This window comes from Plesiomonas shigelloides (assembly GCF_900087055.1).
GTDB classification, from domain to species: Bacteria; Pseudomonadota; Gammaproteobacteria; order Enterobacterales; family CAMTGL01; genus Plesiomonas; species Plesiomonas shigelloides.
In genome coordinates, this window is record NZ_LT575468.1 from 477,944 (window position 1) to 503,419 (window position 25,476).

Genomic DNA, 25,476 nt, shown 5'->3' on the forward strand with positions numbered 1-25,476 from the left:
CATGGGGTGAAAGAGCGAGCACTGCTGCCTGATTCAACGTTATAATCGCGCCTTTTAATGCCGTTAGTCGTTAATGGCTGTATCGGTGTGATACCGCATTTGTTCAGGCTGCGTTTGCCGGCCTGTTAGTGATGACTCGTGCAAGCAGGAGAAACCGGCAGGGATCATGCGTTACGACGACCAGGATGAAGATCGTGCTCCGATTGGACGCCGCCAGAAACCGGCGCGCAATAACCGCGCGCCGGCACGGCGTTCGCCCGCACATAACCGGAAGAATGAACAGGATGATGATGAGTGGTATGACGATCCTGACCGCGACTTGCCCGATGATGAGCGAGACGAGGAGGCGTATGACGACGACTATGACGACGATCATGATGAGCTCGCCGATGATGATGATGCGGAGGAGCAACTGATGGCGCGGCGTCCGTCGTGGAAACGGCGTTTATTGAGCCTTGGGCTGAAGCTGGCGCTGGTCGGGATTGCGGTGATGGCGCTGTGGGGCATCTATCTGGATGGCAAAATTCGCGATCGGATGGATGGTCAGGTGTGGCAGCTACCGGCCTCGGTGTATAGCCGGATCATCAACTTGCAACCGGGTGAGCCGTATTCGCTCAAGATGATGAGCGAAGCGCTGGAAGGGATGCAATACCGTCCGGTGAATGCATTGCGCCGTCCTGGTGACATGGTGGTGGGTAAGAGCAGCATCGACATTTTCCGTCGTCCGTTTGATTTTCCGGATGGCCCTGAGCCGCAGATGCGCCTACGTTTGAGCTTTGCCAATAATCAATTGGTGAGCATGCGCGATCTGGACAGCAATGAGCAGATGCAAATGCTGCGGATCGATCCGAAGCTGATCGCCATGTTGCAGTCACCGCATAACGAGCAACGGCTGTTTACGCCGCGCGAAGGTTTCCCTGATTTGCTCATCGAAACCTTGCTGTTAACCGAAGATCGCGACTTTTATCAGCACGATGGCATCAACCCACTCGCCATTGGCCGCGCGATTTGGGTCAACTTGCTGGCCGGTCGCACTGTGCAGGGCGGCAGTACCATTACCCAGCAGCTGGCGAAAAACCTGTTTTTGACCAATCAGCGCTCGTTAATCCGTAAGGCGCGTGAAGCCTATATGGCGGTGCTGATTGATTATCGCTACAGCAAAGAGCGCATTCTGGAAACCTACCTGAATGAGGTCTATCTGGGGCAAAACGGCAACGATCAAATTCACGGATTTGCGCTGGCTAGCCTGTTCTATTTTGGTCGGCCGGTGAATGAACTGACCACCGATCAGCAGGCTCTGTTGGTGGGGATGGTCAAAGGGCCATCCTATTACAACCCGTGGCGTTACCCTGAACGCGCCATTGAGCGTCGCAATGTGGTGCTGAAAGTGATGCAGGAGCAGCAGGTCATTGACCAAGAGCTGTATGACCTGTTGAGTAAGCGCCCGCTGGGGATCCAAGCGCGTGGGGTGGTGACGGCTAGCCAGCCGGCGTATATGCAGGTGATGCGCCAAGAGCTGCGTCAGGCGCTCGGCGATAAGTCAGAGAAACTCTCGGGCATGCGCATTTTCACCACGCTAGATCCAGCAGTGCAAAACGCGGCGGAAAAAGCGGTGCAAGACGGCATTCCAGCGCTGCTCAGTCAGCGTCATCTGAAGCAGCTGGAAACGGCCATGGTGGTTACTGACCGCTACAGCGGGGAGATCCGCGCCATGATTGGCGGCGCGCAAACCCGCTATGCTGGCTTTAACCGTGCTTTACAGGCGCGGCGTCCGATTGGCTCGTTGATCAAGCCGCCGGTATACATGACTGCACTGACCATGCCAGATCGCTTCCGCCTGAATACGCCGCTGTCGGATAATCCGTTGTCGATGCGTATGCCAAATGGCCAGCTGTGGCAGCCGAAAAACTACGATCGTAAATACCGTGGCTCAGTAACTTTGCTGACGGCGCTCAGTAACTCCCTCAACGTGCCAACGGTGAACCTAGGCATGCAAGTGGGCTTAGATACCATCGCCACTGAGCTGACCAAGATGGGCATCGATAATCAGTACATCCCACGTTTACCGGCGATGTTGCTGGGGGCTATCAGCCTGACGCCGATGGAAGTGACCCAGATGTACCAGACACTGGCCAGTGGCGGTCAGTATGTGCCGATGTCGACCTTGCGGACCGTGCTGGATGAGAACGGTCAGCCGCTGTACGAAAGCCTGCCGCAGGCGCAAAGCGTAGTGCCAACACAGGCCGCGGATTTGGCGCTGTACGGTATGCAGCAGGTGGTGGCATCCGGTACTGCGCGCTCACTGAATAAGAGCTTTAACGCCGGATTGGCCGGTAAAACCGGTACTACCAATGAGCTGCGTGACAGCTGGTATGTTGGGGTAGATGGTAAGAACGTGGTGACGGTGTGGGTTGGCCGAGATGATAACGGCGAAGCTAAGCTTACCGGTGCTAATGGTGCCTTGACCTTGTATCGCCGCTATCTGGAAGCGTTGCCGCCGATGCCACTGGTGCTGAAAATGCCACCGGGGATCGCGTGGATTGGCGTGACGCCATCCGGTCAGTTCGATTGCGGTGCACCGCAAAAGCTGCCGGTGTGGACGAGCGATCCGGATCAGTTCTGTGCGCCACCGAATCCGGTGGATCAAATGGGAAGCTGGCTGCAGAACGTGTTGGGTTTGTAAGCCGAACGTAACAAGGGCAGTTGACTGCCCGCGGTAAAAAAAGCCCCGTCATCGACGGGGCTTTTTTGCTATGGCGACACGACTTCAAAACCGCCAGCGTTTTAGCTTCGACTGGTGCTACTTCAGTCTTGCAGACGCGCAAAGCAGCGCTCGGCGGCGGCCACGGTGGCATCGATATCCGCTTCGCTGTGTGCCAGCGACATAAAGCCGGCTTCAAAGGCCGATGGTGCCAGATACTGGCCTTCATCCAGCATCAGGTGGAAGAAGCGCTTGAAGCGCTCGGCATCACAGGCAACCACCTCTTGATAGCAGGTGACCTGCGGCGCATCGGTGAAGAACAGGCCAAACATGCCGCCAACCTGATTCACCACCAGACCGATATTCTGGCGCTTAGCCGCGGCGCGCAGGCCATCGGCCAGACGCTCGGTCAGGGCGGTTAAACGCGCTGATTGGCCAGATTCTGCCAGTGTAGTCAGGCAGGCATAACCGGCGGCCATTGCAATTGGGTTACCGGACAGCGTACCGGCCTGATACACCGGACCGGTTGGCGCGATGTGCGCCATGACATCACGACGGCCACCAAAGGCACCGACTGGCATGCCGCCACCGATGATCTTGCCCAGACAGGTCAGATCCGGCGTCACGCCATAGTGCGCCTGCGCGCCGCCGAGGGCGACACGAAAACCGGTCATCACCTCGTCAATAATCAGCAATGCGCCATACTGATCACACAGGCGACGCAGCCCCGGCAGGAAATCTGGTTGTGGCGGGATACAGTTCATGTTGCCCGCTACCGGCTCGACGATGATACAGGCGATGTCATTCGGATACGCGCGGAACGCTTCTTCGACGGAGCTCAGATCGTTATACGTACAGGTCAGGGTGTGTTTGGCAAAATCCGCCGGTACACCCGGTGAGTTAGGCTGGCCCAGTGTCAGTGCGCCGGAGCCGGCTTTTACCAGCAGGGAGTCGGCATGACCGTGATAGCAGCCTTCGAACTTAATTATTTTGTCACGATTTGTGAAACCGCGCGCTAAGCGGATAGCACTCATGGTAGCCTCTGTGCCTGAGCTGACCATGCGGATCATTTCCATGGACGGCACCAGTCGGGTCACCAGTTCGGCCATCACCACTTCCATCTCGGTCGGTGCGCCGAAGCTTAATCCGCGCTCAGCGGCTTCAATCACCGCCTGACGGATAGCAGGATGGTTATGTCCCAGCACCATCGGCCCCCAAGAGCCGACGTAGTCAGTGTACTGTTTGCCATCCACATCAAACAGATACGCGCCATCAGCGCGGGCAATAAACAGCGGGCTGCCGCCGACACCATTGAAGGCGCGGACCGGTGAGTTGACGCCGCCGGGGATGGTTTTTTGCGCTTGGGCAAACAAAGTTGCAGATTTGGTCATACGGCTATCCTGAATGTCTGTGACCGCACCGTGTCTATGATCTGGGCCCGTTCCACGTTGCTGAGTCGGCCAGCTTGGTGGCCACCGCACTTGGTGAGCACAATCGTCTGTGATGACACAGAGACAGGTGCATAAAACAGCTATAGTAATCGAAATGTAAGTACGCAGCGATCTGCCTGACAGACGGCTGCGGTGTTGTGAATTCTCTTCATATTAAGCGAATTAGGATCGTTTGTTCTATGAGTGCTTCAAGTAACGAGACGTCATCTGCAGCGGAGAGCACAAATCAGCCCGCTGCGAAGCAGCCTTCCACGCCTCTTTCCTCTGCCGGTCACGGCGGGTTAATTCGTCGTCTGGCCGAGCAGGATAAAACTCCGGTGTTGGTGCTGATCCTGTGTGCCTTGGTCGGCCTGTTGGCCGGCGGGGTTGGGGTCGCTTTCGATCGGATGGTGAGCCGAGTCAAGTTTGAGCGGGTCGATGCGCTGACCTTTATGGCCGATTATCAGGTGTTGGTGTGGATCGGGGTCTTTTTACTGTCGGCTCTGCTGGCGGCCTTCGGTTATTTTCTGGTGCACCGCTTTGCGCCAGAAGCGGCCGGCTCCGGTATTCAAGAAATTGAAGGGGCGATGGATGGCCTGCGTCCGGTACGCTGGTGGCGGGTATTGCCGGTCAAATTCTTCGGTGGCCTCGGCACCCTCGGCTCTGGGATGGTGCTGGGTCGTGAAGGCCCGACCGTGCAGATGGGCGGTGCGGTCGCGCAGATGATTGCCGATCTGTTCCGTCTCGGTAAAAACCCCGAGATTCGCAATACTTTGCTAGCGGCCGGTGCTGCGGGCGGTTTGACCGCCGCGTTTAACGCCCCGCTGGCTGGCGTACTGTTCGTGATTGAAGAGATGCGCCCGCAGTTTCGTTACAGCCTGATCTCGATTAAAGGCATTTTCCTTAGCGTCATCATGGCCTGTTTGATGGTGCGCTTTTTCACCGGTCAGGTACCGGAGTTGCCGGTGGGCTCACTTGGGTTTGCACCGCTCAACTCCCTGTGGCTGTATCTGGTTCTCGGCATGCTGTTCGGCGTGTTTGGTGTGCTGTTCAACCGCATGGTGTTCTGGAGCCAAGATAGATTCGCTGCCTTGCACGGCGGCCAGCGCAAGAAGTTTGTGCTGATTGGTGCGGTGATTGGGGGAACCTGTGGTCTGTTGGCACTGCTGGTACCGGAAGTGTCAGGGGATGGCATGTCACTGGTGCTGATTGCCGCTAAGGGTAACTTCACCATCACCGCCTTGCTGCTGATTTTCTTTGCTCGGGTGATCACCACCTTAATGTGCTTCTGCTCTGGCGCACCGGGTGGTATTTTTGCCCCAAGTCTGGCCATCGGCACCTTGTTTGGTACCGCGTTCGGTACGTTGGCCACGATGTTGTTCCCGCAATATAACTTGGAGATTGCCACCTTCTCGATTGCAGGGATGGGCGCACTGTTTGCCGCTACCGTGCGGGCGCCACTGACGGGGCTGGTATTGGTGCTGGAGATGACCGAAAACTACCAGTTAATTTTACCGATGCTGATCACCGTGCTGGGTGCCACACTGTTAGCACAAGCATTGGGTGGTCGTCCGCTGTATACTGTGCTTTTGGAGCGCACCTTGCAAAAGCAGGCGCAGCAACAAGCTGCCGCTGCCCAAGCTGCGGCGTCCCCAAGCCAGTCCGTTTGATACATACAATCGGTCGGGGCTATCCACCGGGCAGAGCGTTCAATACTTGAACGATTTAGTCAGGTATTGGATAATAGCCCCGCTTCTGATTGCGGAGACCAAAGAATGAGCGAAGTACCGGCGTTGCCGTTGGAATTTACTGATGCCGCGGCAAACAAAGTGAAGGCACTGATTGCCGAGGAAGAAAACCCGAACCTGAAACTGCGAGTGTATATCACCGGTGGGGGTTGCAGCGGTTTCCAGTATGGTTTTACCTTTGATGAAACCGTGAATGACGGCGACATGCTGATCGAAAAAAGCGGTGTGGCGCTGGTGGTTGATCCAATGAGCCTGCAATATCTGGTCGGTGGTGAAGTTGATTATACCGAAGGCCTAGAAGGTTCGCGCTTCGTGGTGCAAAACCCGAATGCCAAGAGTACCTGCGGCTGCGGCTCCTCATTCAGTATCTAAGTGACCCACTGAATCTCTGATGTCCCCGCCGCAGGCGGGGATTTTTTTGCCTGCGGTTCACATCTTGTCTGCAGCTTGTTTACACCCGATGCCGGTGTAAACCTGCGGCGGCAGAATAATCGGCAAGATTGCGGCCTAAGCGGTTTGCCTTGCCGATTGAATCCAGTAGTATGGCAAATTCATGATTAATATTTTCGCGTATCTAGGAGAGCGCAATGGTGCGTATTGAAGAAGCACTGGCGGTAATTAAACGCGGTGTGGAAGACCTGTTGCCGGAAGATGAACTCATCGCCAAATTAAAAGAAGGGCGTCCGCTGCGTGTAAAACTGGGTGCTGACCCGACTGCGCCGGATATCCATCTGGGTCACACCGTGATCCTGACCAAACTGCGTCAGTTCCAGGACTTGGGCCATGAGGTTATTTTCCTGATTGGTGACTTTACCGGTATGGTGGGGGATCCGTCAGGTAAAAATACCACCCGTCCGCCACTGACCAAAGAGCAGGTCATGGCTAACGCCGAGACCTATAAAGAGCAGGTGTTCAAAGTTCTGGACCCCGCCAAGACTCGTATCGAATTTAACTCCAGCTGGTTGGGCGAGATGGGTGCCGAAGGCATGATCCGTCTGGCTTCTCGTCAGACCGTGGCGCGGATGCTGGAGCGTGACGACTTTAAAAAGCGTTTCCATGATCACCAGTCCATCGCTATTCACGAGTTCATGTACCCGCTGCTGCAAGGGTATGACTCAGTCGCGCTGGAAGCAGACGTTGAGCTCGGTGGTACTGACCAGCGCTTCAACCTGCTGATGGGTCGTGAGCTGCAAAAAGAGTACGGACAAAAGCCGCAGATCGTCATCACCATGCCACTGCTGGTGGGTCTGGACGGCGAGAAGAAGATGTCCAAGTCGGCGCACAACTACATCGGGATCAGCGAAGCTCCGTCCGAAATGTTCGGTAAAGTGATGTCTATCTCTGATGATCTGATGTGGGATTGGTATGTGCTGCTCTCTTTCCGCCCACTGGCTGAAATTGAAGATTTCAAAGCCCGCGTGGCGGCAGGCACACTGAACCCGCGTGACGTGAAAGTGTGGCTGGCCAAAGAGATCATCGCCCGTTTCCACTCACAAGCGGATGCGGATGCGGCGGAACAAGAGTTCATCAATCGCTTCCAAAAAGGCGCGATGCCAGATGAAATGCCAGAGCTGACTCTGGATGCCGGTAGTGAAGGCATTGCTATTGCGAACCTGTTGAAAGACGCAGATCTGGTGGCCTCAACTTCCGAAGCGCTGCGCATGATCAAGCAAGGTGGCGTGAAGATTGATGGCGACAAAGTCGACGATGCCAAACTGACCCTGAGCGCAGGCAGCACTGCCGTGTATCAGGTGGGTAAGCGTAAGTTTGCGCGCGTGACGCTCAAATAAGCTCGCTATTGGCGTTGGTGCTGTTGAGGTACAGCTCTTTGTTGCGGATACCGAAACAGCACAAATAGAACGACACCGATAAAGACGTTGATAAAGAAAAAGCCCGTCAATGACGGGCTTTTTTATTGCTTTGCGTGACGCGACTGACGATGTTATTCGTCGAGGAAGCTACGCAGCACTTCCGAGCGGCTCGGATGGCGCAGTTTGCGCAGTGCCTTGGCTTCAATCTGACGGATACGCTCACGCGTTACGTCAAACTGCTTACCTACCTCTTCCAGCGTGTGGTCGGTGTTCATATCGATACCGAAACGCATACGCAGCACTTTGGCTTCACGCGCCGTCAGACCTTCCAGCACATCGCGAGTGGCGTTGCGCAGGCTTTCTGAGGTGGCCGAATCCAATGGCAGTTCGAGGGTAGTATCCTCGATGAAATCACCCAGATGCGAATCTTCATCATCCCCGATTGGGGTTTCCATGGAGATTGGCTCTTTGGCAATCTTCAGCACTTTGCGGATCTTGTCTTCTGGCATCATCATGCGCTCAGCCAGCTCTTCAGGGCTCGGCTCACGACCCATCTCTTGCAGCATCTGCCGTGAAATACGGTTCAGCTTGTTGATGGTTTCGATCATGTGCACCGGAATACGGATGGTGCGCGCCTGATCCGCGATAGAGCGGGTGATAGCCTGACGGATCCACCAAGTCGCATAGGTCGAGAACTTATAACCACGGCGGTATTCAAACTTATCCACCGCTTTCATCAGACCGATGTTACCTTCTTGGATCAGATCCAAGAACTGCAGGCCGCGGTTGGTGTATTTCTTGGCAATCGAAATAACCAGACGCAGGTTTGCTTCAACCATCTCTTTCTTCGCACGGCGCGCTTTCGCTTCACCGATAGACATCCGACGGTTGATATCTTTTACCTGCTCGATAGTCAGACCCGTTTCTTCTTCGATCTGACGCATCTTTTGCAGGCAACGCTGCACTTCTTCATTAACTTCACTTAAACGCATTGACCACGGTTTACCGGCGGCCAGTGCTTTTTCCATCCACTGTGGATTGGTTTCATTACCCGAGAACAAAGTGACGAAGTTTTTCTTCGGCATTTTGCACTGTTCCACACACAGTTTCATGATGATGCGTTCCTGAGTACGGACACGCTCCATCATGGAACGCATAGCGTTTACCAGATGGTCAAATTGCTTTGGAACCAGACGGAACTGCTTGAAGACTTCAGACAGCTTCTGAATCTCTTCGTTGGTAACCGGATGGTTACGACCGTTGGCTTTGATCGCTAAACGGGTAACTTCATACTGATCGCGCAGTTCAGTGAACTTCTCGCGCGCCAGCTCCGGATCGATGGTGCCGTCGTCGTCGGAAGAATCATCACTCTCTTCTTCCTCTTCGTCGTCATCCAGATCCTCATCCGCCAGATGCTCTTCAGACAGCTCAGAGCCGACGTGGGTCGCCGTAGGTGCCATATCTTCTTCGGCATTCGGGTCGACAAAGCCGGTGATCAGGTCAGACAGACGGGAGGTGCCCGCTTCGACGCGATCATATTGCTCCAGAAGATAGGTAATCGCTTCTGGATACTCTGCAACAGAGCACTGTACTTGGTTGATACCGTCTTCAATACGTTTGGCGATATCGATCTCACCCTCACGGGTAAGCAGTTCTACGGTGCCCATTTCGCGCATGTACATGCGCACCGGGTCCGTGGTTCGTCCGATCTCAGATTCCACGCTGGACAGCACTTGCGCAGCGGCTTCTGCTGCGTCGTCATCCGCGAGGTTTTCTGCCAGCATCAGGTCATCGGCATCGGGTGCTTCTTCCAGCACCTGAATACCCATGTCGTTGATCATCTGGATAATGTCTTCGATTTGATCGGAGTCGACCATATCTTCCGGCAGGTGGTCATTGACCTCGGCATAGGTCAGGTAGCCTTGCTCTTTACCCTTGGTAACAAGAAGCTTAAGCTGCGACTGCGGGTTTTGCTCCATAAGACGATATCCACACTTCAAGGTCTGAAAGAAGAAACTAGTACGCTGCGGCGTAAACCGCCAAGTATAACAGTTGGGCGTTTTTTCTACTAGCTACTAGCCATTGCCCGGTTTGGCTGTAGTGATTAGCAGGGCAAGTTCCCTGCGCTCGTCGGCACTTAAGCCGTGTGTTCGGTCTTTTGCGATCAGCTGGTTCATACGTTGCTCCACTAATTGGCTGTAGAGGTGATCCAGCGTGTTCAAAAATTCGTCAGCCACATTCTCATCAGTGATCATGTGGTTCCACATGGCCAACATTTCAAGTTGTTGACCTTCTTTTGTTCCGCGCCAATGTTCTAATAACTGGCCAGTGGTCAGCCCAGGCTGTGCCTGACAGGCTTGTACCAGCCGAATAAACAGCGGCAAGCCGGGAATATCCAGCTGCTCTAACCCGGCTAGCGAAGGCACTTGGCTGGCCAGCGCTGGGTTTTGCACCAGTAAACCAATTAACACGCGCATCGGTGTACGTTTAATCTGTGGGGCTGGGGTCGCTCGCTCTTGCTGCGCTTTGGGCAGCAACCGCTCTAACTGGTTTTCATCCAAAATGCCGAGCTTTTGGCCCAGAATATTGCGCAGATACAAGCGCAAGGTATCGCCGGGCACTTTATCAATCAGCGGAATGGCCAGTGTGCTGAGTTTGGCTTTCCCGTCACGGCTGCTCAAGTCCACTTGTTGCAGCAGGGTTTCAAATAAAAACTCAGACAGCGGCAGCGCGTGTCCAATACGCTGTTCGAAGGCCTGTTTGCCTTCCTGACGAACCAGTGTATCAGGATCTTCCCCGTCCGGCAGGAACATAAATTTGAGCTGCTTGCCATCATTGAGGAAAGGCAGGGCAGTTTCCAGTGCTCGCCATGCCGCATCACGACCGGCATTATCTCCATCATAGCAGCAGATAACGTTATCGGTACTGCGCAGCAATAATTGAATATGTTCTGCTGTGGTGGAGGTGCCAAGTGAGGCGACGGCGTAGTTAATATCAAACTGTGCCAGCGCCACCACATCCATATACCCTTCGACCACCAATAAGTGATCTGGTTTCGGATTGGTTTGCTGCGCTTCATAAAGGCCATACAGTTCGCGACCTTTATGGAAAATCACTGTTTCCGGTGAGTTGAGGTATTTCGGTGTGCCATTGCCGATGATGCGGCCACCAAACCCGATGACCCGCCCACGCCGGTCACGGATGGGAAACATCACCCGCTCTCGAAAGCGGTCATAGGTGCGTTGGCTCTCTTCATTGTGAACCAAGAGACCCGCATCCGACAACATTTGTTGTTGCGTCGGATTGTTGCCACCAAAACGGCGCAATACGTTATCCCAGCCATCTGGCGCAAAGCCGATGCCGAAGCGATGAATCACTTCGGCCGACAGGCCACGTTGGGTCAGGTATTGCTGGGCTTTGGCCGATTTCGGCTGCACCAGTTGTTCACGGTAATAGGCCGCCACTTGCCCCATTAATTCATGCAGGCTGCGGCGCTCTTTACGATCTTGCGTCGGTTGACTATGGCTACCGGTTTCACGCGGGATTTCTAATCCGTGCTGACTGGCGAGCTCTTCTACCGCTTCCACAAATTCCAGACGATCAAAGTCCATCAGAAATCCGATGGCGTTGCCATGCGCGCCACAACCGAAGCAGTGATAAAACTGTTTCTCGGCACTGACGGTAAACGATGGCGTTTTCTCGTTATGGAACGGACAGCAGGCATGGTAGTTCTTACCCTGCTTTTTGAGTTTCACACGGGCATCAACCAGATCGACAATGTCAGTCCGGGCCAGGAGATCATCAATAAATGCGCGGGGGATTTGACCTGCCATGACACCTCATGATTGGTTAGTCAGACGAAGCAAGTTCATAAACGAGCAAAAGCCGCGCGTTCCTTGCGGAATGCACGGCCTGTGCTGTAACAGAAGTCTGTTAGCGGCTGTCTGTCCGGAGAAAACTCCGCGCGAACGGCAGGAACTGCAGCAGACAGCTGGTTGTCAGTGAGAAATTCGCCTCTGATAAATCAGTACCGAACTCCGCTGACGTGCCCGAAGGCGGTGTACTGAAACGTCAGTTTCAGCACACAAAAGCATCAGTACAGACGAGTGCGGCGTGCGTTTTCACGAGCCAGCTTCTTCGCGTGACGCTTAACAGCAGATGCTTTAGCGCGCTTACGCTCAGTAGTTGGTTTTTCGTAGAACTCGCGACGGCGAACTTCAGACAGGATACCTGCCTTTTCGCATGAACGCTTGAAACGACGCAGAGCTACGTCGAACGGCTCGTTTTCACGTACTTTGATTACCGGCATATGCCTCTCACCTCAAAGGAAATTGGGTTAATCTGCTGACTATCAATTCGCCAGCTTGACTAAAAATGGTGCGGAATTTTAATCCGAAGATATAGGGATTGTAAAGCGCTACCGTGTTCTGCTGGCGTGATTTTAGTGTGCAGGATAACATATCAGGCTTTCCACGTCAGCCTGAGGCCACTTATGCGCATTCTAGGAATTGAAACCTCCTGTGACGAGACCGGTGTTGCAATTTACGACGACAATGCCGGGCTGTTGGCTAACCAATTGTATAGCCAGATAAAATTACATGCTGATTACGGCGGAGTGGTTCCGGAGCTGGCCTCACGCGATCACGTAAAAAAAACCGTTCCCCTGATTCAGGCCGCACTGAAAGAGGCCGGACTGACGCCGAGTGATATTGATGGCGTCGCCTATACCTCCGGTCCTGGGCTGGTCGGCGCACTGTTAGTCGGCGCGACCGTAGGCCGCTCGTTGGCCATGGCGTGGGGCGTACCAGCCGTGGCGGTACACCACATGGAAGGCCATCTGCTGGCACCGATGCTGGAAGACAATCCGCCACCGTTCCCGTTCGTGGCACTGCTGGTTTCCGGTGGTCACACCCAGTTGATCCGCGTTGATGGCGTTGGCCGTTATCAGCTTTTAGGCGAGTCGATTGACGATGCTGCTGGGGAAGCGTTTGATAAAACGGCCAAATTGATGGGGCTGGATTATCCGGGCGGTCCGCTGTTGGCCAAGCTGGCTGAGCAAGGCACGCCGGGACGTTTTGTGTTCCCGCGCCCGATGACCGATCGTCCTGGCTTGGATTTTAGTTTTTCTGGCCTGAAAACCTTTGCCGCGAACACCATCCACAAAGAGGGCAACGATCCGCAAACCCGCGCCGATATTGCTCATGCGTTCCAACAAGCGGTGGTGGATACTCTGGCGATTAAGTGCCGACGCGCGCTGAAAGAGACCGGATTTAAACGTTTGGTGATTGCCGGAGGCGTGAGTGCCAACCAAGAGCTGCGCCGTCAGCTGGCGGAGATGATGCAGAGCATCGGTGGTGAGGTGTATTACCCGCGTACCGCGTTTTGTACCGATAACGGTGCCATGATTGCTTATGCCGGTATGCTGCGCTTGAAAAACAAAGAGTTTCAGGACTTGTCGGTCTCCGCGCGTCCGCGCTGGCCGATGAATGAGTTAAAGCCGTTAACCGAGTGATCGACGCGTTGGGCATTAATCAGTCACGGGCTTTATTTTATCGCCAATGTCGGCATGTTCGTGGTCGTTAAACGACGATATGCCGACGTTCGCGACAGCGGACCAATGTGCATTTCATGCGTATTGGTGCGTAATTAGCCGCGAGACGGATGGCCAAAGTGGCGCGGCATAAGCGGCCAGAAAACCGCTGTTTATTGCGGTAATAGTTTATTGCGCTGATGTCTGCGTGACTGGTTACTGTTCACTGACGATTACTCTTCGCGCTCCCGAGGGCGGCGAAACTTTTGCCAGATTTTCGGCTCTTGGCCGCGCCATAAACGCTCTAGATTTTCGTGGTGGCGCAGCAAAATCAGGCACGAGAGCATGGCCACAGGAAAGGTGAACTCAGGGCGGAACCACCATACGTACAACGGTGCAAGCAGCGCGGTAATCACCGCGGCCAGGGATGAATAGCCGGTCAGCAGCAAGGTGATCAGCCAAGTGCCGCTGAGTAAGCCGGTGATATCCCAACTGATGGGGGCAATTGCCCCAAACGCCGTAGCGACGCCTTTGCCGCCTTGAAAGTGAAAGAAGATCGGATAGATGTGTCCGAGACAGGCGGCGATCGCGATGATCCCCAGTACCGGAGGGGCGAGATCCAGTTTATAGGCCAGCCAAACCGGTAAGCCGCCTTTGGCGACATCAGCAATCAGAACGGCGAGGGCGGCAAAGCGGCCACCGAGGCGCAATACGTTAGTGGCGCCCGGATTACCGGAGCCGGTTTCGCGTGGGTCAGGCAGGCCTGCCAGCCGGCAAATCAGAATTGCGCTGGAAATGGAGCCAAGCAGATACGCGCAAATGATCATGCCAAGTGCGATAGCGCTCATGGCGGCCTCCTCAGAATCCGGAATTATTGACGCAGTGGCTATCGGAGCGTGCCGATTCCATTGATAATACGCAAATTAGGCTGTTTGGGGTATCCGACCTCTCTTTTTTATGGATAGCAACGTGATGGATATCGTATTTATCGACCAGTTGAACGTCATCACTACCATCGGGGTGTATGACTGGGAACAGACCATTAAGCAGAAATTAGTGCTCGATATCGAAATGGCATGGAATAACCGTCCGGCCGGTGAAAGCGATGACGTTGCGTTCTGTCTGGATTATGCTGCGGTCAGTGAAGCGGTCACCACCTTTATCGAACAAGGGCGCTTTGCGCTGGTTGAGCGGGTGGCCGAAGAGGTCGCGGCGATGCTGATGTCTCGGTTTGGGATCCGCTGGTTACGTCTACGAGTGGCGAAACCGGGGGCGGTGGCCAATGCCCGCCAAGTCGGGGTGATTATCGAGCGCGGAGAGCGAGCCTGATGGTGGAGCTGTTCATCGGGATTGGCAGTAACACCGAGCGCGAAAAACACCTCAACGCTGGGGTGGCAGAGTTACAGCAAATCTTTGCCGAGGTGGAACTTTCCCCCGTTTATGAAGCCGAAGCTGTGGGTGTTTGTAGCGGAAACTATTACAATCTGGTCGCCCGTTGTAAAACGGCGCGCACAGTGTGTGAAGTGAGTGCTGCATTGCAGGCGATTGAGCAGCGTTGGGGACGACGCGATCCACAGTATGCTGGCTGCTGCACGCTGGACTTGGACTTGTTGCTGTATGGCCGACTCTGTCAGAGCGATAAGCCACATTTGCCGCGTCCGGATATCCTGCAGTATGCCTTTGTGTTACGCCCGCTGGCCGATTTGGCCCCGGACGTGACTCATCCGCAAAACGGGCTCTCCTTCGCGACCTTGTGGCAGCGTTTTAATGATCCGGCACAGCGTTTATGGCCGGTGAGCTTTGCGTGGCAAGACGTGAACCGCGCTAGTTTGCATACTTGTGCGGTAGTGGATGTCAGCGTTTGCTGCCATACCGATGCGTAACACCGATTTGTAATATCGCGTAAGGGTCACTGACGGCCTGCTGAGGATGACTTTGCTCGGCTTAGGTGATCGGTTTTCATGTTTATACATTGATTTTTGTTGTTTATTTTCGCAGGTAGGCGTGTTCATGACCGAGTTGCTGATTGCTTTCATCCTAGGAGTGGTTGAAGGCTTGACCGAATTTTTACCCGTATCTTCCACCGGCCATTTGATCTTAGTCGGTCACTTATTGGGCTTTGAAGGCCCGAAAGCGGCGACCTTTGAGATCATTATCCAGCTCGGCTCTATTTTAGCGGTGGTGGTGGTGTTCTGGCGGCGGATGTTTGGCCTGATCGGGATCCACTTTGGTGAAAAGCCACAGCAAAGCGGTGGCCACCTGACGTTATTGCACATCATTCTGGGGATGTTGCCGGCGGTGGTGATTGGTTTGCTGGTGCATGATTGGATTAAAGCCAATCTGTTTGGCCCGCAAACCGTGATGTATGCCTTGGTGGTCGGCGGTGTTCTGCTGTTGGTAGCGGAGTACTTTAAGCCGAAAACTACTGCGCACAATATTGATGAGATCAGCTACAAGCAGGCTTTTGGCATCGGTCTGTTCCAGTGTCTGGCGCTGTGGCCGGGCTTCTCACGCTCCGGCTCTACCATCTCGGGTGGTTTGCTGTTGGGGGTGGGCCGTCATGCGGCGGCGGAATACTCCTTTATTCTGGCAGTACCGATGATGCTGGGCGCCAGTGGTTTAGATCTGCTGAAAAGCTGGAGCATTCTGAGTCTGTCTGACTTGCCGATGTTCGCGGTTGGCTTTATCACCGCATTTGTGGTGGCGATGATTGCGATCAAAACCTTTTTGGCGGCGATTAAGCGTATTTCGTTCGTGCCGTTTGCCATCTATCGCTTTATTTTGGCCGCGATGGTGTATTGGGTCGTGATTGGTTAATTCTAATCAGATGCTCGATAGATAACGAAAAAAACCGGCCTTGTGCCGGTTTTTTTATTGCGGAGCCCTAGAAAGGTCGGTGGTGAGCCAACGCATTATTCTGGCTGCGGATAGACCTCTTTGGCGGCAGCGATCAATTGTTGGCGCTGTTGCTGCACCGCATGTTTGATTTCCGGCCCACGTAGCCCTTGCGCGACGATGGCTTTGACATCCACGCTCAAGGCCGCTTGATACAGCGTTTGCAGGTAAGCGGCTTGTGGATAGGCACGCTGTTCAAAGCCCAAGCGGCCACAAAAGTCGGCTTGGGCGGCCTCTAAAGCCCACTGTAGGCGTTCGGGCCGACGCCAGACATCCAACTGGTCAAAGATTTTCAACACTGTTTCCGGTCGCAAGTCAAAGGCATTGTGTAGGTTGCCGTGGGTTTGCGCGACTAAAATGGCCGCCTCTTGATGGCTGGCCGGCACTTTTAAACGGCGGCAAAATTCGCGGATCAGCGGTACCCCTTTTTCGCCATGCCCGTGATGGCTTGGCCAGAATTGTGGCGGCGTTAAGGCTTTGCCAAAGTCATGGCACAGCACGGCAAAACGCACTTCAGGGCCATAAGCGCGCAGGGCAGCTTGCTGTAAAGCCATCAGGGTATGGATGCCGCTGTCAATTTCTGGGTGCCACTTCTCGGGCGCCGGAACGCCAAACAGATTATCCAGCTCCGGGAATAAGACCGCCAGCGCGCCGCAAGCGCGTAATACAGAAAAGTAGACATCCGGTGCGGCGCTATTTAGGGCTTTCTCGGTCTCTTTCCACACGCGCTCGGCGGTGAGATGCGTCAGCTCGCCACTGGCACTGATTTGCTGCATCAGCGCCAGTGTTTCTGGTGCGACACGAAAACCGAGGTGGGCAAACCGAGCGGCAAAACGCGCCACCCGCAATACGCGTAGCGGATCTTCGCTGAAAGCGGGGGAGACATGACGCAGCCAGCGATCGCGCAGATCCTGTTGGCCACCGTAAGGATCGGTGAGCGAGCCATCTTCTGCTTGTGCGATCGCGTTGATGGTCAGATCGCGGCGCAGTAAATCTTGTTCGAGCGTCACATCAGGCGCGGCGTGGCAGACAAAACCGGTATAGCCTTGGCCTTGCTTGCGCTCAGTACGTGCGAGCGCATACTCCTCATGGGTGCGCGGATGTAAAAACACCGGAAAATCACGGCCGACTTGCTGATAGCCCTGCGCGAGCAGCTGCTCAGGCGTTGCGCCAACCACTACCCAGTCGCGCTCGGTGACGTGCAGCCCTAACAATTGATCCCGTACTGCGCCACCCACCAGATATGTCTGCACCCTGTCTCCTTAACACCGCGTCGATGAGATTATTGCTGTGCAGTATACCGGATTATGCGCCAACATGCCGGTCAGTGCGCGGTTTGCGGGCCAGATCCGCGCAGAGGATGGTAATCGCAGCGCTTTCCGGTAAGCTGTGTTGACAGGATGTGACAACCGGCCGCAGCACAAGGAGTAGGCCATGTATCAGGCTTTTTTCGGGCTTCGCGAAGCTCCGTTTGCGTTGGTGCCCGATCCGCGTTTTTTGTACCTGAGCGAGCGTTATCGCGAAGCCTTGGTGCATCTGTTTTACGGTTTGCGTGATGGCGGTGGCTTTGTGTTGCTCTCCGGTGAGGTGGGCACCGGTAAAACGTTGGCTGCGCGTACCATGCTGGAGCATACCGATCCGCAGTGTCAGTTGGCTTTGATCCTCAATCCGCTGTTAACCCCACAAGAGCTGCTACTGGCGATTGCCACTGAGCTCGGCGCCCATGTGCCGGCAATGGCATCCTTAGCCCAGCTTACCGAAGTACTGCATCACCATTTTTTGCACAATCATGCCGCTGGGCGCAAAACCATCGTGTTGGTGGATGAGGCGCAGCATTTGTCGCCGGCGGCGTTAGAGCAATTGCGGCTACTGACCAATTTGGAAACTGGCCAAACCAAGCTGCTACAGGTGATTTTAATCGGTCAGCCCGAGTTGGCTGCGATGTTGGATTTACCGGTGTTGCGTCAATTGGCGCAGCGCATCACGGCGCGCTATCATCTGACGCCGCTGGATTATGACGAAAGTCTGCAGTATTTGCAGCATCGCTGGCAGGTGGCGGCAGGCCAAGGTTGGCCCTTTAGTCGCGCAGCAGGTTATGTCTTGTACCGTTGCAGTGGCGGGATCCCGCGTTGCCTGAATTTGCTGGCGGAGCGCTGCTTGATGCGCGCGTACGGCCACCAGCAACGGCAAATTGGCTGGCGCTGCGTACTCGGTGCGTGGCGCGAGTTGCGTGGGCAGCATGCACTGCGGTTGCCACGGTTGTGGTTTTCCTCTTGGCTGTCTACTCGTCATTCTTCAGCGAATACTGGGAATGCGATGCTGTCGGCTCCCATCACAATAGCGTTCGGTGCGGGGGCGATTTATCTGCTGGCAGTATGGCAGCCCAGTTGGTTTGGGCTTACCCCAACGCCAATATCCACACCGCAGGTAACGGTTACGGCGTTATCCACTGCGGCGGCTGTAGCGAGCGTACCGAATCTGAGTGTATTGCCTCCGGCTTCAGAGCCTAGTGCGCCTAGTGTATCAAGCCTACCAAGTGCTGCGGTCGGCGAGTCGTTGGAGACTCTTTCGGGTGTGCGCACCATTGCTTCTACGCCGCAGCAGGCGTTGGCGGTGCTCTTTCAGGTGTGGGGCTATCAGCTACCTAGCGGGCAGGCTGATTGCCATGCCGCTAGCGCGTTGGCGCTGCGTTGCTATCAGGGAACGGCCAGTTTAGCGCGTCTGGCGGCGTTGAATCATCCGGCGGTGTTATCGCTGCAAGAGCAGCAACAAAATTATGCCGCGGTGCTGTACCGTTTGACCGCCCAAGATGCGGAGCTATTGGTGGGAGATAGCCGATGGCGGGTGTCTCGCTCATGGCTGGAGGCGCACTGGAATGGGGAGTTTACCCTGTTGTGGCGACCGCCGGAGCCATCGAGCCAGCGAGTGATCCGTCGTGGCGACCAAGGTGCCTTAGTGCAGTGGTTGGCGAGCCGTTTACCGCCACCGGATAGTCATAGTGATGTGGCGGCGAGCCAAAGTACCACTTCGGTAGCACCGAATATCCGCTTTGATGCTGAGCTCGAGCAACGGTTGCGTCAGTTCCAGCAACTGCAAGGCTTACCGGCCGATGCGATGGCTGGCCCGCTGACGCAGATCGCGCTTAGTGCGGGTAATGGTGGCCCTTTGTTAGCGCAGGTGGCGAGTGACCCACTCAATGAGAATATCAGTGAACCGCCGCGTGCGCGGCTTGTGAAGGAGAGCGGATAATGTCGACCATTTTGGCGGCGTTGCGTCGCGCCGAGCAAGAGCGGCGACGCCAAGTGACCGGAGAACCGTTGTTACCAACCCTCCCCGGCGGTCCGCTATTAAGCGCGGATTCAGCCGCATCCGCCGCATTGGCGCAGCGACAGCGCCGTTATCAGCGTCTTGGTTTGCGATTATTGCTGTTGCTGCTTGGGGCAAGCGGGATGTGGCTTGGCTTACGTTACGGCATCGGGCCAGATACTCGCGCGCCGCAGGTATCAACCTCATCTGTGTCTAGCATTGAGCCGCGAATACCGACGATTGAAAATGCCCATGCGCAGCCTGCATCAGCGCCAACAGCATCCGCATTACCGAAGGCCGAGGATCATCTAGTTCAGCCACAGGTATTAAGTTTTCCGCGTCTGGAAACGGAGCGTATTAGCGCTGAGCAGTTAGCGTCGGCGTTATCGCCAGAGCGCGAGAGCTGGGCATTACCACCGCCGATTGCCGGTATCGCACTGGATGATAACCTGATCACGGCCGCCGATATTTTACCGACGCCACCGTTACCGACCGATCCGGTGCGCCGACCGCCTGCGGCCAATAGTGATGTCTCTGGGTTAGCGGTATCGGAGGTGGCAAGCCGTGGGCTAGCGGATACCGATACTGCGCTGACGCCACCGGACAAACTGGATTTGCGTGGCGTGTCGCCGGAGTTAGCGCAAGCGTTTCGTGCCGCCTTACAGGATAAATCTGGCGCAACAACATCATCGGGCACAGTTAGATCGGGTAGCTCCATACCGGTCACTCGGCCAGAAATAACCGTGCCGACGTCGCCAACCGCCTCGACCAAGAAGGATGCTAGCGCCAAGGCATTGCCGCAGTTACGTCATTTGCCGGCGGCGCGGCGTGCGTTGATCCCATCACTGCGTTTTGAAGTGCACAATTATGTGTCGGCACCGGACAAACGCTGGGTGCGGATTAACGGACAGGTCTATCGCAGTGGCGCGCAGTTAGCTAAAGGCGTGCAGTTGCTGCGCATTGAGCCAGAGCAAATTGTATTGGCGGTGAAAGGGCAGCAGGCCGCGTTGCCGGCCTTGCAGGATTGGCCGGGTAGTCGCGGCTGAGGGAACGGCTGTTGTATGCCGCGATGAGAGGCGTAGAGCTGGTGGTGCTGCAGATAGTCTGGTGTGGTGAGCGCAAAAATGAACAACGCCGGCACATATTCTTATGTGCCGGCGTTGCTATTGCGTTTATCTGCTTCAGCGTGTTTGCGGCTAGCGCGCACGTTGGTATCGGCGCAAATTAGCGCATCCAGCGGTCTTTACGACGGCGAGTTGGGATCAGATGCGGTAGCAGCAGCCCCAGCAGCAAACCGGCACCGGCAACGCCGCCACCATAGATAAACCAGCGCATCAGGATCTCACGCTTTTCCGCATCCAGATGATTATTCAGGGTCTGCATCTTGTCTTTGGCCTGTTGCAGCTCGGCTTTCAGACGTTCGTTTTCCCCTTGCAGCGCAGCCATATCGCTATCACTGCGACTGACTTTAGCTTGCATATCACGGGTACGTTGCTGCCAATCGGCATCAATGGTGCTGAGCTTCGCGGTCAGCTCTTTAACTTGCGCTTCCAGCTCAGGGACGCGAACACGCAAACTTGGCGTGGCGCTGAGCTGATTTTCTGGTAGCCACACCTGGCGGCCTTTGCTGTCAGTCACCTGCGCAAAGCCAGTGGCGGAATTCACGCTATCGAGCGTGACGGCATCGCCTGCATTCAGGGTGCCCAAAATTCGGTATTGCGTGCTCGGGCCGGAGTGCACATACGCCTGCAGCTCATCAGAGACATAACGGGTCTGATTGGCATAGGCGGGAAGTGTTAATGCTGCAACCAGCAGGGCGGCAATTTTGGTGCTTAATTTGGACATAATGTCGGTATTTCTGCGCATTCTGGTTCATGTTCGGGAAGGGTGCATAGTAGAAGGTTTGCGCACCGGACGCAAATAAGCGGCACCCGTATCGGGTGCCGCAGCAGACTTTTGTGCGTCTGACGACAATTATGCGAAATCGTTACACGCGCAGTGCCTCGCAAAAAATGCGATTAGGCGAAAATAGCGCGGAACAGATAGAAGAAGATAATCGACAGGAAAGCACCGGCTGGCAGAGTGATGATCCACGATGCCACGATATTACGCACGACACCGAGGTTCAACGCCGCGATACCACGGGCAAAACCGACACCCAATACCGCGCCCACCAGTGTTTGTGTGGTGGATATAGGCAGGCCAGTACCGGAAGCAATAACCACGGTGGTGGCGGTTGCAAACTGCGCCGCAAAACCACGGCTTGGGGTCAGGTCAGTAATACCGGTACCCACGGTGGCCATTACTTTATGCCCCAGCAGCGCCAGACCAATCACGATACCTACCGCGCCCAATGGCAAGATCCACCAAGCAATCGGTGAGGAGTTGTGCAGCTCACCACCGCTACTGACCACGGCCACGATCGCCGACAATGGGCCAATCGCGTTTGCCACATCGTTGGAGCCGTGGGCAAAAGCCATCGCACACGCGGTGATCACCATCAGCACGCTAAACACGCGCTCAACACCGGCAAAACCATTTTCAGATTCGGCTTTGGCGGCGAATTTTTTGCTGCTGATGTACAGGTAGCCACCAATCATTACCACCAGCCCGCCAATTACCGACAGCTGCAGGGTTTCGGCATCGGTCAGATCCAGACCAACGTGCTTCAGACCTTTTTTGATGGTAACCAAGAAAATTACCAGCGCAGTCAGGAACATGTAGACCGGACCATAGCGCTTAGCGTTTTTCATTGGGGTTTCGGTATCAAAAATCAGGCGCTGGGCGCTGATAAAAATACCGTAGGCCAGAATACCGGCAATCAGTGGCGTGATCAGCCAGCTGCCGACGATCCCTTTTACACTGCCCCAATCCACAGAGTGTGGACCGACTGAAACGCAGGCAAAACCGATGATAGCACCGATAATCGAGTGGGTGGTGGAGACCGGCCAACCCATGACGGATGCCACAATCAGCCAGGTTCCGGCGGCCAGCAAGGCTGACATCATCCCGAACACCAAGGTTTGTGGTTCATGGGTAAACAGTGAGGTTTCGATGATCCCGTTACGGATAGTCTGGGTCACTTCACCACCGGCCAGATAGGCGCCGGCAAACTCAAAGACCATGGCTATTAAAATAGCCTGCTTGACGGTGACGGCCTTGGCACCTACTGAGGTGCCCATGGCATTTGCTACGTCATTGGCGCCGATCCCGATGGCCATTAACAGACCAAGAAAAACCGCGACCAGCACAATGAGCGAGCCGTGTTGTGCCAAAATTTCCATTGAAGTACCTATTTTTTGCTACGTTATGAGCGAGCCAGCATCAGTTCCAGGCGAGCGCCCACGCGCAGTGCCTGATCAGCCAAATCACCCACCCATTCCAGAGTTTTGTACAGGAACACCACATCAATCGGATTGAATTGATCTTCCAGCGTCAAAAGCGTCTGACGTAGCAGGATCTGGAGGTGGTCTGTATCATCTTCGATGTGATCCAACTCCGTGATCATGTTTTCCACCAGCGCAACTTCACGGCCTTTAAAGCCAGTTTCCAACAGACCATCCATTTCATTGATGACCCGATTGGATTGCGCGGTTGCATCCAAGCAGCGTTGCAGATAGTTCATGAAAGCCGGGTGCATTTCATCGGGGATGCGCAGATGGCGGCCGATGACGCGTCCGGAAATATCTTTAGCACGGTTGGCAAGCTTGTCTTGCTGAGTCAGCAATTCCAGCATGTCAGTACGGTCAACCGGTAAGAATAACCCGCGTGGGAGCTTCAGTCGGATCTCACGTTTTAATGTATCCGCCTGTTTTTCCAACTGGGAGATTTCTTCCCGGATCTTATTGGCCTGTTCCCAATCATTTCGGGCAGTAGCTTCAAAAAAAGGCACCAGCTGTAAACAGCATTCGTGCACCTTATCCGAGTGCTTACCCAAAGGTTTGATGGGTGACTTGGCAAAGAGACCTAAAATAGTATTAACTGGCATAACCAATGTACCTATTGTTGGCGATTAATTTGCGCAACAGTTGTCAGAGGATGCGCATGTTATCGTATGTGACCGCAGACTTCACCCGCTTGAAGTCAAATAACCGCACATTTCTGCTGCTCCGGCTGCAAAAAATAGCCCGTTAAGTGTGACAAATTCTGGTTTTTCGTTATGAATACTGAGATTGAGTTAAAGTTTATTGTCGACCCAGCGATGAAACCGGCACTGTATCGCCTGTTGCAGGATTGGCAGACCAGTGAGCACCGTACCCGCCACCTGATCAATACCTATTATGATACGCAAGCGCAAAATTTGCGTCAGGCAAGAATGGGATTACGGGTGCGTACCATTGGCGAGCAACATGTCCAGACCCTGAAAACCGATGGCACTGTAGTTGCCGGTTTACATCAGCGCCCAGAGTTTAATGTCCCGTTGACAGAGCCGCGCCCAGAGTTAGCCCGTTTTAGTGAGGCTGGCCATGACATCAGTTGGCCGACGCAGTGGGATCTGGCGGCGATCCAAGATAGCTTACAGCCGCTGTTTAACACGGATTTTGAGCGTGAGCAGTGGCTGGTTACTGCCGCAGATGGCAGCCAAATTGAGCTGGCTTGGGATCAGGGCAGCATTACGGCTGGCGAGCGTCAAACCCCCATTTGTGAAATTGAACTGGAGTTGGTGATCGGCGATGCGAACGCCTTGTTTACCCTAGCGCAGGCTCTGTGTGCGCTCGGCGGCCTGCGGCAAGGACAAGACAGTAAAGCCGCGCGTGGCTATCGCTTGGCTGCTGGGGAGCCAGAGCCGCGCTGCCCACGTCTGCCGGCGTTTACCTTGCAGCGCAAAATGACGCTAGAGCAGGCATTTGTGCAAGTGCTATCTGGCTTACTTGGCCACTGGCAGCGTGCCGAAGCGGATATCGCGCGTCTTGATGAACAGGGTGCTGCTTTGGCGGTGCGGGCATTACAGGCCATGCGTGATGATCTGACCTTTATCCGTCAGTGGCTGACGTTGTTTGGCCGTTATATTCCTCGCAAAGCCAGCGCCGCTTTACGCCAGGAGATGCAGTGGCTGGAAGAGCAATTGGCCGGCAGTGCTCGTTGGTTGTGGTTGGATCAGAGCGTGTCGGAGGGGCGTCGCGAGCAGTTGCAGGCGCAAACTGGCCCGTTCCCACTGGCGCATTATCAGCAGTTACTGTTGAGCCCGCGTTATGCTGCGCTGTTGCTGGCCTTTAACCACTGGTTGGCGTTCAGTACTTGGCAGCGCTTTACCGATGATGCTGGGCAAAAAGCGCTGGCTGCGCCAGTGAAGCGTTTTGCCGATACCCAGCTGGGGCGGCATTGGTCAGAGATGAAGAGCCGATTGGGTGGCCGACATCCACTGAGCGTACGCCAATATCTGGACCAAGCGCCGGTAGTGCAGCGCTTTAACGAAGTGGCACTGGCTTTTGCGGCGCTTTATCCGCAGGATGAGGCCCAGTTTTTTATGGCCGAGGTGCAACGCTTTGGCGCGCAGCTCGCCAGCCTACAGGCACGGGAAACCGAGCGCCGTTTACTGGCGGTGAGCATGGCGACAGTCGATGAAGCGGAAACCTCGTCGGTGTGGTTGGCAAACAGTGTGACGGCGTTGGAGCAAGAGCAAGCCGAATTGGCCGCGACATTGGAAGCAGCGCGACCCACGCTGCTCAGCGCCGCCGGTTATTGGTTCTGATCGCTATTAGGCCCGACGCTGAGTTAGCACGGGCATTTACTGAGCTTGCCTTTTTTACCCGGATAACGAGCATCAATGCAGGCGCGATGAAAATCCGCCTCGCTCAATACCGGTAGCTCCGGATGCTGCTCACGCATGTGGGCAGTATAACGGGCATAGTCAGGAATGCCGACCATTAAGCGAGCCGTTTCGGCCATCCGTTGGTAAATCGCCTGTATTTTTACCCGCGGTATGGATATCTGGCGCATCGTGTTCTCCTTAACTTGCATCGCTCTTGTAACGTGAATCAGAGATGGGCTGAACACGCCCACCTCTGATTCTGAGTCGCTGCTCACTCTCGTTTTCGCATCACTCAGAATGCGC

21 protein-coding genes are annotated in these 25,476 nt (G+C 55.0%); 11 read left to right on the plus strand and 10 right to left on the minus strand.

The features are described 5' to 3' along the window. Positions 1-166 precede the first annotated feature (166 nt). Positions 167-2,683, plus strand: a complete 2,517-nt coding sequence (mrcB, locus tag NCTC9997_RS02190; protein ID WP_064977187.1) for a bifunctional glycosyl transferase/transpeptidase — start codon at positions 167-169, stop codon at positions 2,681-2,683. Positions 2,684-2,805: 122 nt separating this feature from the next. Here the strand turns inward: mrcB and hemL are convergent, their stop codons facing one another. Continuing rightward, entirely contained in the window at positions 2,806-4,092 is a 1,287-nt protein-coding gene (hemL, locus tag NCTC9997_RS02195; RefSeq protein ID WP_047708752.1) for a glutamate-1-semialdehyde 2,1-aminomutase, read from the minus strand. A gap of 239 nt (positions 4,093-4,331) precedes the next feature. Here hemL and clcA point away from each other — a divergent pair, with 239 nt between their 5' ends. The 3 genes from clcA to tyrS all read left to right on the plus strand — a co-directional run bounded on the left by clcA (position 4,332) and on the right by tyrS (position 7,669). After that, positions 4,332-5,801, plus strand: coding sequence for a H(+)/Cl(-) exchange transporter ClcA (clcA, locus tag NCTC9997_RS02200; protein ID WP_064977188.1), 1,470 nt, complete (start codon positions 4,332-4,334; stop codon positions 5,799-5,801). Between the two features lie 105 nt (positions 5,802-5,906). Beyond that, a complete protein-coding gene (erpA, locus tag NCTC9997_RS02205; RefSeq protein WP_010862558.1) occupies positions 5,907-6,251 on the plus strand; it encodes an iron-sulfur cluster insertion protein ErpA in 345 nt (114 codons plus the stop codon). A 215-nt stretch (positions 6,252-6,466) separates the two neighbouring features. Beyond that, positions 6,467-7,669, plus strand: coding sequence for a tyrosine--tRNA ligase (tyrS, locus tag NCTC9997_RS02210; protein WP_064977189.1), 1,203 nt, complete (start codon positions 6,467-6,469; stop codon positions 7,667-7,669). A gap of 152 nt (positions 7,670-7,821) precedes the next feature. On the opposite strand, the gene rpoD is transcribed toward tyrS, so the two are convergent. The 3 genes from rpoD to rpsU all read right to left on the minus strand — a co-directional run bounded on the left by rpoD (position 7,822) and on the right by rpsU (position 11,999). Beyond that, entirely contained in the window at positions 7,822-9,669 is a 1,848-nt protein-coding gene (gene rpoD, locus NCTC9997_RS02215; RefSeq protein WP_010862556.1) for an RNA polymerase sigma factor RpoD, read from the minus strand. A gap of 96 nt (positions 9,670-9,765) precedes the next feature. After that, entirely contained in the window at positions 9,766-11,523 is a 1,758-nt protein-coding gene (dnaG, locus tag NCTC9997_RS02220) for a DNA primase (RefSeq protein ID WP_010862555.1), read from the minus strand. Between the two features lie 260 nt (positions 11,524-11,783). Continuing rightward, positions 11,784-11,999 carry a 30S ribosomal protein S21 gene (gene rpsU / locus NCTC9997_RS02225; protein ID WP_010862554.1) on the minus strand — a complete coding sequence of 72 codons (216 nt, stop codon included), beginning with the start codon at positions 11,997-11,999 and terminating at the stop codon, positions 11,784-11,786. Between the two features lie 183 nt (positions 12,000-12,182). Here rpsU and tsaD point away from each other — a divergent pair, with 183 nt between their 5' ends. Continuing rightward, the gene (gene tsaD / locus NCTC9997_RS02230) at positions 12,183-13,202 is read left to right on the plus strand and encodes a tRNA (adenosine(37)-N6)-threonylcarbamoyltransferase complex transferase subunit TsaD (protein WP_064977190.1); all 1,020 of its coding nucleotides are present in this window, start codon (positions 12,183-12,185) and stop codon (positions 13,200-13,202) included. 251 nt (positions 13,203-13,453) lie between these two features. On the opposite strand, the gene plsY is transcribed toward tsaD, so the two are convergent. Beyond that, positions 13,454-14,068, minus strand: coding sequence for a glycerol-3-phosphate 1-O-acyltransferase PlsY (plsY, locus tag NCTC9997_RS02235; protein ID WP_010862551.1), 615 nt, complete (start codon positions 14,066-14,068; stop codon positions 13,454-13,456). 124 nt (positions 14,069-14,192) lie between these two features. Between plsY and folB the strand changes: the two genes are divergently transcribed. The 3 genes from folB to bacA all read left to right on the plus strand — a co-directional run bounded on the left by folB (position 14,193) and on the right by bacA (position 16,037). Continuing rightward, positions 14,193-14,549, plus strand: coding sequence for a bifunctional dihydroneopterin aldolase/7,8-dihydroneopterin epimerase (gene folB, locus NCTC9997_RS02240; RefSeq protein WP_010862550.1), 357 nt, complete (start codon positions 14,193-14,195; stop codon positions 14,547-14,549). Beyond that, entirely contained in the window at positions 14,549-15,103 is a 555-nt protein-coding gene (gene folK / locus NCTC9997_RS02245) for a 2-amino-4-hydroxy-6-hydroxymethyldihydropteridine diphosphokinase (RefSeq protein WP_064977191.1), read from the plus strand. Before folB ends, folK begins: the two co-directional genes overlap by 1 nt. Positions 15,104-15,230: 127 nt before the next feature. Next, positions 15,231-16,037 (plus strand): undecaprenyl-diphosphate phosphatase, encoded by an 807-nt coding sequence (gene bacA / locus NCTC9997_RS02250; RefSeq protein WP_010862548.1) that lies wholly within the window; start codon positions 15,231-15,233, stop codon positions 16,035-16,037. Positions 16,038-16,132: 95 nt separating this feature from the next. Here bacA and NCTC9997_RS02255 read toward each other — a convergent pair whose 3' ends face one another. Continuing rightward, positions 16,133-17,368: a multifunctional CCA addition/repair protein gene (locus NCTC9997_RS02255; protein WP_064977192.1), complete on the minus strand. Its 1,236-nt coding sequence runs from the start codon at positions 17,366-17,368 to the stop codon at positions 16,133-16,135. A gap of 181 nt (positions 17,369-17,549) precedes the next feature. Between NCTC9997_RS02255 and NCTC9997_RS02260 the strand changes: the two genes are divergently transcribed. After that, positions 17,550-19,364, plus strand: a complete 1,815-nt coding sequence (locus tag NCTC9997_RS02260) for an ExeA family protein (protein WP_064977193.1) — start codon at positions 17,550-17,552, stop codon at positions 19,362-19,364. Next, entirely contained in the window at positions 19,364-20,467 is a 1,104-nt protein-coding gene (locus tag NCTC9997_RS02265; RefSeq protein ID WP_064977194.1) for a general secretion pathway protein GspB, read from the plus strand. Before NCTC9997_RS02260 ends, NCTC9997_RS02265 begins: the two co-directional genes overlap by 1 nt. A 178-nt stretch (positions 20,468-20,645) precedes the next feature. On the opposite strand, the gene NCTC9997_RS02270 is transcribed toward NCTC9997_RS02265, so the two are convergent. From NCTC9997_RS02270 to NCTC9997_RS02280, 3 genes are all read right to left on the minus strand, one after another. Further along, positions 20,646-21,266 (minus strand): TIGR04211 family SH3 domain-containing protein, encoded by a 621-nt coding sequence (locus NCTC9997_RS02270; RefSeq protein WP_036769158.1) that lies wholly within the window; start codon positions 21,264-21,266, stop codon positions 20,646-20,648. Between the two features lie 173 nt (positions 21,267-21,439). Continuing rightward, complete coding sequence (locus NCTC9997_RS02275) at positions 21,440-22,705, minus strand: inorganic phosphate transporter (protein ID WP_010862543.1); 1,266 nt, start codon at positions 22,703-22,705, stop codon at positions 21,440-21,442. A gap of 23 nt (positions 22,706-22,728) precedes the next feature. Beyond that, on the minus strand, positions 22,729-23,409 hold the full coding sequence (locus NCTC9997_RS02280; protein ID WP_010862542.1) for a TIGR00153 family protein: 681 nt from the start codon (positions 23,407-23,409) through the stop codon (positions 22,729-22,731). A 171-nt stretch (positions 23,410-23,580) separates the two neighbouring features. Between NCTC9997_RS02280 and NCTC9997_RS02285 the strand changes: the two genes are divergently transcribed. After that, positions 23,581-25,113, plus strand: a complete 1,533-nt coding sequence (locus NCTC9997_RS02285; protein ID WP_064977195.1) for a CYTH and CHAD domain-containing protein — start codon at positions 23,581-23,583, stop codon at positions 25,111-25,113. Between the two features lie 23 nt (positions 25,114-25,136). On the opposite strand, the gene NCTC9997_RS02290 is transcribed toward NCTC9997_RS02285, so the two are convergent. After that, complete coding sequence (locus tag NCTC9997_RS02290; protein ID WP_167550114.1) at positions 25,137-25,361, minus strand: YbdD/YjiX family protein; 225 nt, start codon at positions 25,359-25,361, stop codon at positions 25,137-25,139. Positions 25,362-25,476: the final 115 nt, after the last annotated feature.

Coding starts and splice junctions, on each gene's coding strand:
- NCTC9997_RS02260 (WP_064977193.1), top strand. CDS start 17,550: ATGTATCAGGCTTTTTTCGGGCTTCGCGAAGCTCCGTTTGCGTTGGTG.
- folK (WP_064977191.1), top strand. CDS start 14,549: ATGGTGGAGCTGTTCATCGGGATTGGCAGTAACACCGAGCGCGAAAAA.
- hemL (WP_047708752.1), bottom strand. CDS start 4,092: ATGACCAAATCTGCAACTTTGTTTGCCCAAGCGCAAAAAACCATCCCC.
- folB (WP_010862550.1), top strand. CDS start 14,193: ATGGATATCGTATTTATCGACCAGTTGAACGTCATCACTACCATCGGG.
- erpA (WP_010862558.1), top strand. CDS start 5,907: ATGAGCGAAGTACCGGCGTTGCCGTTGGAATTTACTGATGCCGCGGCA.
- bacA (WP_010862548.1), top strand. CDS start 15,231: ATGACCGAGTTGCTGATTGCTTTCATCCTAGGAGTGGTTGAAGGCTTG.
- NCTC9997_RS02270 (WP_036769158.1), bottom strand. CDS start 21,266: ATGTCCAAATTAAGCACCAAAATTGCCGCCCTGCTGGTTGCAGCATTA.
- clcA (WP_064977188.1), top strand. CDS start 4,332: ATGAGTGCTTCAAGTAACGAGACGTCATCTGCAGCGGAGAGCACAAAT.
- mrcB (WP_064977187.1), top strand. CDS start 167: ATGCGTTACGACGACCAGGATGAAGATCGTGCTCCGATTGGACGCCGC.
- NCTC9997_RS02265 (WP_064977194.1), top strand. CDS start 19,364: ATGTCGACCATTTTGGCGGCGTTGCGTCGCGCCGAGCAAGAGCGGCGA.
- dnaG (WP_010862555.1), bottom strand. CDS start 11,523: ATGGCAGGTCAAATCCCCCGCGCATTTATTGATGATCTCCTGGCCCGG.
- plsY (WP_010862551.1), bottom strand. CDS start 14,068: ATGAGCGCTATCGCACTTGGCATGATCATTTGCGCGTATCTGCTTGGC.
- NCTC9997_RS02285 (WP_064977195.1), top strand. CDS start 23,581: ATGAATACTGAGATTGAGTTAAAGTTTATTGTCGACCCAGCGATGAAA.
- NCTC9997_RS02275 (WP_010862543.1), bottom strand. CDS start 22,705: ATGGAAATTTTGGCACAACACGGCTCGCTCATTGTGCTGGTCGCGGTT.
- NCTC9997_RS02280 (WP_010862542.1), bottom strand. CDS start 23,409: ATGCCAGTTAATACTATTTTAGGTCTCTTTGCCAAGTCACCCATCAAA.
- rpsU (WP_010862554.1), bottom strand. CDS start 11,999: ATGCCGGTAATCAAAGTACGTGAAAACGAGCCGTTCGACGTAGCTCTG.
- tyrS (WP_064977189.1), top strand. CDS start 6,467: ATGGTGCGTATTGAAGAAGCACTGGCGGTAATTAAACGCGGTGTGGAA.
- NCTC9997_RS02290 (WP_167550114.1), bottom strand. CDS start 25,361: ATGCGCCAGATATCCATACCGCGGGTAAAAATACAGGCGATTTACCAA.
- tsaD (WP_064977190.1), top strand. CDS start 12,183: ATGCGCATTCTAGGAATTGAAACCTCCTGTGACGAGACCGGTGTTGCA.
- rpoD (WP_010862556.1), bottom strand. CDS start 9,669: ATGGAGCAAAACCCGCAGTCGCAGCTTAAGCTTCTTGTTACCAAGGGT.